At 43.0% G+C, this 11,779-nt stretch carries 14 protein-coding genes; 10 read left to right on the forward strand and 4 right to left on the reverse strand.

The window, feature by feature from the left end; translation table 11 throughout:
- The first annotated feature begins 5 nt into the window (after nucleotides 1–5).
- The 4 genes from M3661_RS28985 to M3661_RS29000 all read left to right on the forward strand — a co-directional run bounded on the left by M3661_RS28985 (nucleotide 6) and on the right by M3661_RS29000 (nucleotide 5,976).
- Nucleotides 6–3,974: an LPD38 domain-containing protein gene (locus M3661_RS28985; RefSeq protein WP_251490757.1), complete on the forward strand. Its 3,969-nt coding sequence runs from the start codon at nucleotides 6–8 to the stop codon at nucleotides 3,972–3,974.
- 78 nt (nucleotides 3,975–4,052) lie between these two features.
- Entirely contained in the window at nucleotides 4,053–4,307 is a 255-nt protein-coding gene (locus M3661_RS28990) for a hemolysin XhlA family protein (protein WP_251490761.1), read from the forward strand.
- Between the two features lie 2 nt (nucleotides 4,308–4,309).
- Entirely contained in the window at nucleotides 4,310–4,582 is a 273-nt protein-coding gene (locus tag M3661_RS28995; protein ID WP_251490764.1) for a phage holin family protein, read from the forward strand.
- Nucleotides 4,579–5,976 carry an N-acetylmuramoyl-L-alanine amidase gene (locus M3661_RS29000; protein WP_251490767.1) on the forward strand — a complete coding sequence of 466 codons (1,398 nt, stop codon included), beginning with the start codon at nucleotides 4,579–4,581 and terminating at the stop codon, nucleotides 5,974–5,976. The genes M3661_RS28995 and M3661_RS29000 overlap by 4 nt, the downstream gene beginning before the upstream one ends.
- Nucleotides 5,977–6,071: 95 nt before the next feature.
- Here the strand turns inward: M3661_RS29000 and M3661_RS29005 are convergent, their stop codons facing one another.
- Nucleotides 6,072–6,218, reverse strand: coding sequence for a hypothetical protein (locus tag M3661_RS29005; RefSeq protein ID WP_251490770.1), 147 nt, complete (start codon nucleotides 6,216–6,218; stop codon nucleotides 6,072–6,074).
- Between the two features lie 581 nt (nucleotides 6,219–6,799).
- On the opposite strand from M3661_RS29005, the gene M3661_RS29010 reads away from it, so the two are divergent.
- From M3661_RS29010 to M3661_RS29020, 3 genes are read left to right on the forward strand one after another with little or no spacing between them, the layout of a single operon-like run.
- Nucleotides 6,800–7,006 carry a helix-turn-helix domain-containing protein gene (locus M3661_RS29010; RefSeq protein WP_251490773.1) on the forward strand — a complete coding sequence of 69 codons (207 nt, stop codon included), beginning with the start codon at nucleotides 6,800–6,802 and terminating at the stop codon, nucleotides 7,004–7,006.
- A 14-nt stretch (nucleotides 7,007–7,020) separates the two neighbouring features.
- Nucleotides 7,021–7,392, forward strand: coding sequence for a hypothetical protein (locus M3661_RS29015; protein WP_251490776.1), 372 nt, complete (start codon nucleotides 7,021–7,023; stop codon nucleotides 7,390–7,392).
- Nucleotides 7,392–7,781, forward strand: coding sequence for a recombinase family protein (locus tag M3661_RS29020; RefSeq protein ID WP_251490779.1), 390 nt, complete (start codon nucleotides 7,392–7,394; stop codon nucleotides 7,779–7,781). The genes M3661_RS29015 and M3661_RS29020 overlap by 1 nt, the downstream gene beginning before the upstream one ends.
- A 21-nt stretch (nucleotides 7,782–7,802) precedes the next feature.
- Here M3661_RS29020 and M3661_RS29025 read toward each other — a convergent pair whose 3' ends face one another.
- Entirely contained in the window at nucleotides 7,803–7,976 is a 174-nt protein-coding gene (locus M3661_RS29025) for a hypothetical protein (protein WP_251490782.1), read from the reverse strand.
- Nucleotides 7,977–8,166: 190 nt separating this feature from the next.
- Here M3661_RS29025 and M3661_RS29030 point away from each other — a divergent pair, with 190 nt between their 5' ends.
- Complete coding sequence (locus tag M3661_RS29030) at nucleotides 8,167–8,511, forward strand: helix-turn-helix domain-containing protein (protein ID WP_251490785.1); 345 nt, start codon at nucleotides 8,167–8,169, stop codon at nucleotides 8,509–8,511.
- Nucleotides 8,512–8,619: 108 nt separating this feature from the next.
- Here M3661_RS29030 and M3661_RS29035 read toward each other — a convergent pair whose 3' ends face one another.
- Together M3661_RS29035 and M3661_RS29040 are read right to left on the reverse strand one after the other, a co-directional pair.
- Complete coding sequence (locus tag M3661_RS29035; RefSeq protein ID WP_251490788.1) at nucleotides 8,620–10,038, reverse strand: recombinase family protein; 1,419 nt, start codon at nucleotides 10,036–10,038, stop codon at nucleotides 8,620–8,622.
- Nucleotides 10,039–10,049: 11 nt separating this feature from the next.
- A complete protein-coding gene (locus M3661_RS29040; protein WP_251490792.1) occupies nucleotides 10,050–10,679 on the reverse strand; it encodes a LexA family protein in 630 nt (209 codons plus the stop codon).
- Between the two features lie 155 nt (nucleotides 10,680–10,834).
- On the opposite strand from M3661_RS29040, the gene M3661_RS29045 reads away from it, so the two are divergent.
- Both M3661_RS29045 and M3661_RS29050 read left to right on the forward strand, forming a co-directional pair.
- Nucleotides 10,835–11,086 (forward strand): helix-turn-helix domain-containing protein, encoded by a 252-nt coding sequence (locus tag M3661_RS29045; RefSeq protein WP_251490795.1) that lies wholly within the window; start codon nucleotides 10,835–10,837, stop codon nucleotides 11,084–11,086.
- A 242-nt stretch (nucleotides 11,087–11,328) separates the two neighbouring features.
- On the forward strand, nucleotides 11,329–11,779 hold a 451-nt coding region (locus M3661_RS29050), incomplete at its 3' end, for a BRO-N domain-containing protein (protein WP_251490798.1).

Raw genomic sequence — 11,779 nt, forward strand, 5'->3', positions numbered from 1 at the left:
GTGGTATGGCTAGCAATGAAGAATGGAAGCAGCATTTTAGTAGGGCAGCTCAAAAGGCTAATATCCAAAAATATCAGAACATGTATCGTGATAACGCTGGGGATATCGGCGGTTATTTAGAACGAAACAGGATCATCCAATCAGAACAAATGGGTCCTGAAAAGCAGCGGTGGGCGCAATACTTCGCAGAAGCAAAAGCAGGAGTGAATCACCATTCTGAGTCTATTTATAAAGCTCAAGCCATTCTCCCTCCAGAGCTTACAAGTATTAATAAATTAGAAGGATCCCCTATCTTACAAAGTGCATTAGCAGCAGAAGCAAAACTACAAAGCGAGAAGCCGCCGACACAAGCTGATATAAACAGAGCACGTCGAGCTGAGATAAAACCAAGCAATGGCTTCGAAGCTGCTTTGAAAAGCGTCGCCGATCCTGTAGCAAATGCCATCGACTGGGCAATGTATGAGAATCCAGTCGGCCAGTGGTTTTCCCGTGCCGGTCATACAGCAGCAAGTATGACAGGGCCAACAGTGACGGTCAAACCAGAGACAGGAAGCAAAATTGCAGATGTTGCGGCAGATATAGCAGGCGGGTTGGCTGGATTCACAGCTAACCCTGCCACCGGCAACATGCCGGGAACGAACCTTCTGGACGGCCCATATAAAGCGGCCGATGCATTGATGCTGACTAAATTGGGACAGACAGCGCAGAAAGGTGCGTCAAAGGTAGTAGAGGCGGCAACCCATTTACCGGCCACTGCTCAACGTGTAGCTGAACAAGCTATCCGAGGCGGTGCAGCTGGCGCCATGCAATCTGCAGCCCAGTCTCTTATGCGTGGTGAATCAGACGCAGATGAATTGGCTATTTCTACTGCACTCGGTGCAGGATTAGGAGCAGCGGGAGATGTTGCATTCGGAGCGTTAGGCGCTGGCATACGAAAGCTATTGCAGCGGAACAACGTCCCTACATCGGAAATAGATGAGATATTAGCACTACCTGAGCCTAAACTGAGATTACAAGAAGGCCAACCAGGTACTGTAGTAGGTTCAAACAAAACTCCCCAATTCGACGATGCTACGGCTAAATTCGAACAGCAAGTAATCGATGCGTATAAGGATCTAAAGAGGACTAATACGGGGGCAACTAACAAGGAATTATACTTGGCAGCTCGAGAGTATGTCAGCAACACTACGTCCAATAAACCGATCGTAGAAGAGAGAATACGCAGTCTGAGACAACCTGAGAATCCAGTAGCGCCGTTAGAGTTTCCAAAACCGGAGCCAATTGCAGCAGGCAATAAATCTATACAAGAACAACTCGCAGCATCAATGGAAGAGTTAAGCGAACCATTAGGGATATCAGCACTTGGAAAGAAGAAGACACCATATGAGAATGCATCATTAAACTCTACGTTGTCTCAGTTACGTTCCAGATCACAAAAAGACTTTTCGTTAGCGGGCATGAAAGAAAAAACTCATAGCTTGTATCAGAACTTAGTGGATGACGTTCACAGTTTGAACAGGTTCGATAAAATGGTTGCAAAGGTATTCGGTCGGGAACTGAAACCATCCGAAAAGGTTCATACAGCTGCTCTGAATGCTCGTGGTGCGGATATGATCGCTAGTCAAATAGTGAAAGAAGGAATGGTTAATAGAAGCGGTGAGGTAATTGGTCAATCGTTGAAGGAACGCCTAACTGCTTTGCCATTAAACCGTTATGCAGAATTCGAAGATTATCTGATTAACCGGCATGCTATTACTCGTTTTGATCGAGGAGAGAATGTATTTCACGAACGCTTAGAATGGACACCGGAGAAAGGCCAGAAAATTCTAGCCGATTACGACAGACAATATCCGATGTTCGCACAGGTTGCAGACCAACTATACGACTATCAGCGCACTATGGTACAGGAGTGGCTAGTCAATACAGGCATGATTTCGCAGAAACAAGCTAATGCGTGGTTCGAGGCTAATCCATATTATGTGCCAAACAAGCGTCATTTTTCGGAGATGGAGAAGGGTGGCAAGGGCTTCGGTTCCAAACGAGGATACGCTAATCAATCAGTACCTGTTAAGAAGTATCAAAAGACAGGTTCACGCCGTCAGATCATTTCACCAATTGAAACGATTATCGAGAATACCGACGCTTTTGTAAAGGCTGCTAAGCGAAACGAGGTTATGCAAAAGTTTGTTACAAACCTTCGCAAGTCTGACGAACTATCAGATTGGGCAGAGATTGTACAAAGCCACAAGGACAATCGAGATTTGAATAGTTTGTTGGATGATGGATTGGAACAAGCGTTGAACGAGATTGGAAAGGACTATGACAAAGCATTTACCCGCACAGCCTTGGATACAGACGATGTTGTTCGTGTCCTTGTGAACGGCGAGCCCGTGCATATAAAGATTAAAGATCCCGATCTCATGAAGGCAGCTCTTGCACTAGGACCTGAACGATCCGGTTGGTTACTCGATCAAGTTGGCAAGTTAACAAATATGTTTAAGACATTCACGACTGGTGTGAACCCGTACTTTGTTGCGAGGAATATCACAAGAGATTTAGGCGATGCGTGGATCAATACAAAGTCGACGGGGAATCCATTGAATTTCGTGAATGACTTCCTTAAGGCCTCCTTTGACATCATGCGTGGCAGTAAGAGCAAGGCATGGCAGGAATACAAAAATATCGGCGGCGGGCACACAAGCCAAGTAGCTAGTCGAAACATGCTGCAGCGTAGTAAGCAGGCTGTGCTCCCTCAAACACCGGTACAAAAGTTGAAAGGACTACCGCGTAATCTTTGGCGCGTTCTTGAGGATATTCTCTCTGCAACCGAATCTATGGGTCGGTTGGCGGAGTTCAAACGGATACAAGGTAATAGAACGCCTGACGAACTTGCAAAAGCGCTGTTCGAATCGCAGGAAGTTGCGATAAATTTTAAACGGCGCGGAACTGTTACCAAAGAAATTGACAAGGTGTTTCCTTATTTCAATGCTGCTGTACAGGGGTTGGATCGATTTGTTCGGACGTTTAAAGACAATCCTGTGAAGGCATCGGTGAAAGCGGTGCTTGCAATGACAGTTCCGACCGCGGCTTTGTATGCAATGAATAGAGACAATCCGCGATACCAGGAACTTCCGGAGAATACAAAAGATAATTTCTTTCTTATTCCTACAGACAGCGGGGAAAAGTTTATTAAAATAGCAAAACCGCGTGAATTAGGAATGTTGTTTTCGAGTCTGCCAGAAAGATTGATGCGACAATTCGCAGACGACGACCCGGAAGCGTGGAATGAGTTTGCGGAGACAATGATCAAAACCTTCTCGCTGCCAGGTATTGAAGGTGCGTTAACTGCAAAGGGCGGCGTGCCTCAGAAAGCGCTTGGTGCGTTACGCAGCACGATAGGCGGCCCATTTGTTGATATCGCAATGAATCAGAACTTTGCTGGTTCACCAATTGTGCCCGGTCATCTTGAGCGCTTGTCTCCCGATCTCCAATACGATGAAAAAACAAGTGGCGTAGCTCGTAAGCTTGCAGATGCAGGTGGAGGATCGCCAATGCAATATGACTACATTATGAAGCAATACCTGGGAGGCTTGGGTAAGGCGATTCTTCCGGGCGCCACACCGTCAGGAAATCCGCTTGAAGCATTGGTAGATCAGTTCATTTCTGATCCGACATATAGTAACCAGTTATCAACTCAATTTTATGAAATAAAAAAGAAACTGGATCAAGCATATGATGACAGAAACGTTCGCGGCGAGTTGCCTGAATGGTACCATGACGGCGCACGCAAACGGATGAATAAGTTGTCTGAGAGCATGTCTGATACACGCAAGAGAATGAAAGAAATTGAAGCAGATGACACGCTTTCTCGTCAAGAGAAGGAAGCGCAGACGCGTGAGCTTCGCGAACAGGTAAACGAACTGGCGCGGATGGGGCTCGACTTAGTAAAAGAATTGAATATAAAACCTGATTAAAACGTCATGTAAATCATGTGCGTTATTTTTATGCCCTCGGGAGTCCGGGGGCTATTTTATTCCAAAGGGGGAAAGGCGATGGACGAACAAACGCGCATGCTGACCGATATCCGTGAACGGATGGTTAGGGTAGAGACAAAGCTAGATTCAGTTACTGATGTCAGAGATACAGCGGATGACGCAAAGAAAGTGGCGTATCAAGCTATGGAATCTACTAAATCAGCTCACCACAGGCTCGACAAGATAGATAAAACAATTTTTTGGCTAGGTACAACCGTAATTGGCGCAGTAGTGTTAGCGGTTATTAAATTCACTATGGAAGGTAGGGGTTAAAGATGGGATGGAACATGATTTACGAACTTATTGATCCTGCATTAATAGTCGTGGTTGCTATGTGCTGGTGTATAGGGTATGTACTTAAACAAACGCCGCGTGTACCTGATTGGACAATTGTATATATCGTTACTGTTATTGCTGTTTTCTTGACAGTATGGATGATTGGGTTCAGTCCTGAAGCTCTGATACAAGGTGTCTTGTGCGGGGCTTTTTCTGTGTTTGGTCACCAAATCATCAAGCAAACAACAAAGAGAGGTGGTAGTAAACAATGAAAAAAGTATTTTGGGATGCGGGACACGGTGGGGAGGACACTGGTGCCATTGGAAATGGTGTCATCGAAAAAAGTATAGCTCTTCAAGTTGCTACAGAAGCCGCAAAACGGTTGGAACGGGATTATGAAGGAGTTCAGTGTCTTCTCTCCCGTGCTTCTGACTTATTTCTCGAACTAAAAGAACGCACAAATAAGGCGAATGCTGCAGGAGCAGATGTGCTTATAAGTGTTCATTGTAACGCCGGGGGCGGCGCTGGTGGCTTCGAGTCATACACATATTCAGGCACGAAGGATACGGCTACGGCGGCGCTGCAAGACGCTATTCATACGGAGAGCATGAACTGCTTGAAGCAGTACGGGGTAATTGACCGAGGGCAGCGCAAAAAGGATCTGCACATGTGCCGAGAGTCGCGTATGCCTGCCGTGCTGACGGAAAACCTGTTCGTCGATGTCGCTAGTGATGCAACCAAGTTGAAACGTCAAGAAGTGATCGAAGCCATAATTTCCGGACATGTGTCCGGGGTGGCACAGTTCTTGGGGCTGAAACGAAAGGCACAGCAGCCTACAGCCAAAGGGACGAACATCATAGGCAAGGCATCGGCCACGCTGGCACAAGCAAAGGCGTGGGCACAGTCGAATAAAGCTCCGACTGAATTTGTGGCGTTGGCCGATCTTTATTGGGAATTGGCACCTGCACGCGGCGGAATCGACCCGGCCATCGCTTACGTGCAGTTTGGGCACGAAACCGGATTTTTATATAGGGGCGGGCACAGCGCAGCCGGAATCGACGCCAGCTATCACAACCCATGTGGTCTGAAGGTGACAGCGGGCGGCGGTGATTATCAGGCATCCGCTCACAAACGATTTATTTCATGGCGTGAGGGAATCACGGCGCATCTGGATCACTTGGCCTTGTATGCTGGTGCTGCTGGCTACCCCAAAAAGGGTACGCCTGACCCGAGGCACTTTGTTTATCTATTTGGCACCGCCAAGACGCTGGAAGACCTCGGGGCTAAGTGGGCGCCTTCTTCCTCTTATGGTACGAACCTTGCGAGCAAGTATGCGGGGCTGCGCGGTACGGCAGCGGTGGACAAGCCTGCCACAGCAAATCCTAGCGGAGAATCCGCAACGGTAGAGTTGAACGGAAGGGTTATTGCTTCCGGGACTTTCGCGAACGGGCTTGTTACTGTCCCGGTTCGGCAACTTGCCGAGGAGCTAGGGGCAACTGTCGGCTACAATGGTAAGAAAGCAACCGTAAACGGGAAAGTGATTGTCGGCAGTCAGAAGATAGGTGATATTTCCTATGCCCCAGTTAGGGAGATCGTCGAGGCTGCTGGCGGCAAAGTGACTGGATGGGACGGGCTAAACCGAAAAGTATCTATTCAAAAGCGATAATATGGTGTATATTGGAAACGTGTAGGCGATAGCCGAACACAAAACAAGAGCAGTATGGGAAAGCATCCCTGCTGCTCTTGTTTATTTAATCCTCGTCAAGCTGTTCGCAATTCAGCAAGTCTCTCGGCAGCTGGCAGGGTTTTTCTTGTACCAACAATTTTAAATCCAACAGCCTCGTTTTGCTGAACATGTTCCTTATCGGATATGATCACGTCATGTTCATTCTCCATCACGAAGTACATTCGGTTTTTCACTCCTCTTTTCTTAGTTACTTGCTCAATTGTACCAACAATACGACTGCTGTTAGCAATACATTGACAAATTGGAAAATCAGCACGATGTCATATGTTTCCTTCTTATCCAATGTACACCCTCCTTCGTACTATTTACTTCCTGTTACGTTGGGCTCTTATCAGCCCGGCGATACTAAGAATCAATGTCCCAATGATGAGTACCCAGACAACGAAATTCATAGCTTGTCCACCTTTTATTGTATTGATCTGGAGCGAGGGAAGTGATAAGATTTTGGTGAAGGAGGCCGCAGGCAGGCGACCTCCCAGGTACTTACTATGCGCACCCCGCAAAGTTAAGTACCTTTTTACTTTTTACGGCTTGAACGAAAAATCAAGTATGCCGTATAACACTGGATGATGGCCGTAATAAGTTGCACCGTATCTTTCACTCCCTTCACCCCTTTCAGGAAGTCATATGTTCAACTTCCTAAACAAAATATATACTATTCCAAATGTTATGTCAAACAAAATATTTGCATTTCTAAACATTATTTTTTATAATGGAAACATAGACGGGATGGTGAATAGCTGTGGGGTTTAGTTACAAACCGCTATGGCATTTGCTCGTACAACGAGAAATGACAAAGACGGAATATAGACAGGCGATAGGAATATCCTCCGCTACATTAGCTAAGATGGGTAAAAACGAATATATAGCAATGGATGTGCTCGATAAGACATGCGCATTCTTTAAAGTACCATTAAGTGATGTTGTGGAGTATGTAGAAGACGAGTGAAGGAGACTGTTTTGATGGAGGATCAAAAAGAAACGCTCCAAACTGATAACTATGCGGAGAAATATGCACGTCAAAGAGCCGAATACATCCGTTCTTGTTTGACGGGTACTATTCACGCGGTTCACAATCAAAAAGGGCACAAGAATGATAATGTATGGACGTTAAGCCCTCAACAAGACACAGAAGGATGGGAAACGGACGGGGGAGAACCTGGTTATGGTCTTTATCCAGAAGTTGCAGAATATTATGCAGCCTGTATTAATGGGTACCCACAGGTTATAGAGCAGATACAACGGATTCGGGAGTTGGTGTGCAAAGAGGCTCCAGAACTTCAAAGTAAAGTAGATTCGATATTGAAAGATCTAAAACAAGGAGGAAGATCCTAATGAGTGATAAGAAAGCTGTAATTTATTGCCGTACAGCAACGGTAAAGCAAGATATTAATGCTCAACTGGAACTTTGCAAAAAGTATGCTACAGAACATGGATATACGATTGAGAGTGTTTTTTCGGATCATGGGGTCAGTGCTGCTGCTGATCGTACTGAATTTGAGAAGGTAAGAAAATTCATGGATGGAAATCCAAATGGAACCTTGATTGTTGCTTCGTACGATAGATTGTATCGAGACTCAACAAAAATGAATGAGTTCATTCAATTCGCTAAGGAAGTAAAATATGACGTGGTATCGGCTAATAACAATGATAGTAGCTTGAAGGAGCTAGAACTTATCTGCGGCATTGATAAAATAAAGAAGGAACAGGAAGCCTCGGACTAACAATCCGGGGCTTTTTCATGTTTATACAAACTCATTATGTTGCTTCAATCTACTTGCCCACTTGTATCCTTCGTAGTGTGGATATTTGGACAGGATTTCAGCGACTTCTTCTTTTGCCACATTTGTATGTAGTGCATTCCAATCTCCAGCACTATCGGTTCCCCATACAACCAAATTGCCTTTTTCTTTGTTCATGATGTCACTGTCACCTCTATGTAAGAAATAACTTCATTATGTCAGCAATAAAAAAAGGAAACAATAGGATATATGAGCATATGAGCCTATAAACATATATGATTATATGAACATACATTAATTGTCATTAATTACAGGTGTTATCTAATTCAAAAATATACTAATATATTCCTAAAAGGAGATGGTACATATGTCAATGCATTGTATGCAACAAGGAAACCCAGGCGTGTTTCTTTTGATGTTTAAGATATTTTGTGATGAAGTTAGGTACAGAGATCCTTTGGTCGCAGATGGGTTGCAAGAACTAGAAAAAATGATGTTTACATATATAAATGAAGAATCTTCTCGACTTACTTTTAAGGCAGCAAGGGAAAACTGTGCCATGACAGTAAGCGAAGTGTCCGCTTTAACAGGAGTGGAGAAACAACTAATTGACGATATTGAAAAAAACTGTAGTGAAGTGTATATAGATGTTATCTTGAAACTCTGCCAGTGCTACTGTATATCCCCTGATCACCTTCATTTCAAAAAATAATAAATGAAGCGAGAAAAAGCCCGTATGATAGGGCTTTTTCTTTAGATGCATTGTTTTCATATATATTGAGTTTCTTCTTGCCGAAGCATAATGAATATGAAAACCTGATTATAGAAAATTCAGTTCAATAATTGGATCCCCTTCCTTGTGCAATGTAACTGATTTTACGACTTTTCGAATGATGGTTTTTTGTTCGTCTTCCGTTAGAACATCCCATACCGCGCCAACGCTTTGTAGAATATTGAACAAAGCATCATTACTGCTATTCACTGGCTTTGAATCTAATATATCCTCTATACTGTTTTCAACAGCTTCCCGCTGTTCTTCAAGCGTTCTTATTCTACCGCTTACTGACGATGCTTTTAGATCTCCTTCTTGGATGGCCTCATAGAGATTATCCAAGCTTGTAGTAATTTTTTTTAGTTTTTCTTCAAGTGAGAACAGTGCTGCCTCTGTGCTGTCTTCGACTTTTGTAGTTTGTTGAGCTTTTTTTAATTTCTCAGGGAAAAGCGATAAAGCTTTTAATTGATCAACCACATGTTTTTCGATATTTTTCCTCGAATGGTATCCTAATGAGCAGTAATTGTTTCTGTCTTTTTTTCTTACATGCTGATTTCTACAAGCATACAATTGATATTCATATACTTTCCCGTACTTCTTTGTTGTCCGTTTTACGTGGACGACGTTTTCCCCACATACACCGCATTTCAGCAAACCAGAAAGTAGATATTCACCTTTTGGAGAAGAGCCTTCTTCACGGTTCTGTATTTCCTCTTGGACTGCTCTCCATGTTTTTAAATCAATAATAGGTTCATGGTTACCCTTGATCCAAGTTCCGCCATCGTTTAATTCTCCTATATATATTCTTCTGGAGAGAATATCCCTAATAACTGCATGGTCTATTACTCGACTTTTACAACGTGATCGTGCCCATTCAGCTATAGAAAGTCGCGAGTCACCATTTTTGTATTTATCAAAGATTGCTTTGATTAACATTGCCTCATCAGGCACAATTATCAACTGCTCTTTTTCTTTGTCCCAATAATATCCTAGCGGTTCTCTGCCACCATACCATTTTCCTTGACGTATTCTTTGTCTTCTTCCAGTTGTGGTTCTTTCTACAATCATATCTCGTTCTAACTGTGCGAACACTGCTAAAATTCCGATCATTGCTTTTCCAAATGGCGTTGTTGTTTCGAACGGTTCAGTTGCTGATTTGAAACCAGTATTTTTCTTTTCAAATACTTCTTCCAAAAGATACAATACGTCCCGTTGTTTTCTGCTTAGTCGGTCTAACTTATACACTACAACAAGATTGATTTTTTGGTTTTCTACATGTCGGATTAGCCTATTAAGTGCTGGTCTATCCATATTCGTGCCTGTGTATCCGTCATCTATGTATAACTTATACTCCGTCCATCCTTGAGATTTACAATAAGCGATCATTTTCTCCTTTTGCGCATCAATTGAATATCCGTGTTGAGCTTGTTCTTCAGTGGATACGCGAATGTAAATACCGACAACCATATCATACACCTCTACATATCAATGATAATTTTCTTTACCAATCCAATAATCTTAAATGAACAGGATTCGTCATTGCCGAAGATAGGACTATGGTTAGGATTCTCAGAATGAAGTACCACAATACCACCATTCTTGAAGACACGTTTTAAAACAATTTCCCCATTCAAAAGAACAGCGGCTATTTCTCCTTCTTCGACATCGTGTTGTGCATGTATTAGAAGTAAATCGCCATCAAAAATCCGAGCATTTACCATGCTGTCTCCATTTGCTCTAATGAAGTAATATTCTCCACCTGATACCCATGTAAGCGGTGTTGCTTCAAATTTTTCAACATTTTCAAGTGAAACGACATCTTCGTTAGCGATGGCATTTTTAATTACAGGAACCATTGCAACTTCTGAGATTCCCATATAACTCCGTCCATTTGCTTCTTCAAAAAGTTTACTTTTCGGAATGCTGAAGTGAGAAGAAATGTTTTCAATAACTCCTGCTCGGGGCAACTTTTTAGCCTTTTCCCAATCCGATACAGTTGATACTCCAACGCCTAGCAATTCAGCAAGTTCACCTTGAGTCATGTTCCTTTGTTTTCTCAAAGTATGTATGTTTTTAGCAAATATTTCTTTAAGTTTGCTATCAGTCACTGTCCGCACCTCGTTTTTTTATTTACTTATTATTATATCGCTTTAAACGAAATATACAACATTAAACACGAAAAAAAATTCGCTTTAAACGAAAATAATCTCTTGCAATTCCGCTTTAAGCGTAATACAATGTGAATCAAGGAGGTGATACGAACATGAGTGCTATTCCTAACCCAATGAAAGATACACTACGATCACTTCGAATTAAGTTTGGATATTCTCAGGAAGAAGCTGCGACGCTTTTGAGAATCAGCAAAAGAACCTTACAGATTTGGGAAAAGGATTCTGGAAACATCTCTTATAGCAAAATTGAGATGATCGAAAAAGTGTACCGAACACCGCGAGATCATATTTTTTTTGGTAAGGAATCCGCTTTTAGCGAAATTATGAAACGACGAGCAATTTAGAGGGTCGTCCCATATTCGCATCATCATATCTATATTTTAGGGAGGGGTGATTATGGACAGAAAACTTTTTCCGCCTGATGTTGAAGAGTATCTGCACAGTGTTTGCCTAAATGCATTACTCCGAGCAATCGAGAACGGGACTTATAAACTACCAGATGATAGCGACGAAACCGAATTATTGCAGGTAAGCAACTCTTAAGAGTTGCTTTGAGGGACAAGCCCATATAGAAAGGGGAAGCAGCATGAACCAATTAATCACGATTCAAGGTGTACGAGGATTTATTGATGAAAATGGAATGGCTCAATTGAATTTGGAGGATGTAGCACGCGGGCTAGGATTTACAGACAAGTCAAAAGGTTCTGAATATGTGAAATGGGATAGAGTCCGACAGTATTTAGATGATTTGAAGTTTTCGACAGAAGTGTCGAAGGAATCATTTGTCCCTGAAAACATCTTCTATCGACTTGCAATGAAGGCGAAGAATGAAGCAGCTGAGTTTTTCCAGTCAAAGGTTGCGGATGAAATCTTGCCAGCTATACGAAAAACAGGCACATATTCAGTTCCTACATTAACACCAAATGAAGCCATTGCCTTATCACTAAAGCAAACAGCCGAGATGATGACCAAGGTGCCTGTCCTGGAAAGCCGCATCGATCAAGTGGAGCAAAAGGTAGACGAGCAGATCACGCTTG

Source organism: Paenibacillus sp. MER 180 (genome assembly GCF_023713665.1).
GTDB classification, from domain to species: domain Bacteria; phylum Bacillota; class Bacilli; order Paenibacillales; family Paenibacillaceae; genus Paenibacillus_B; species Paenibacillus_B suaedae.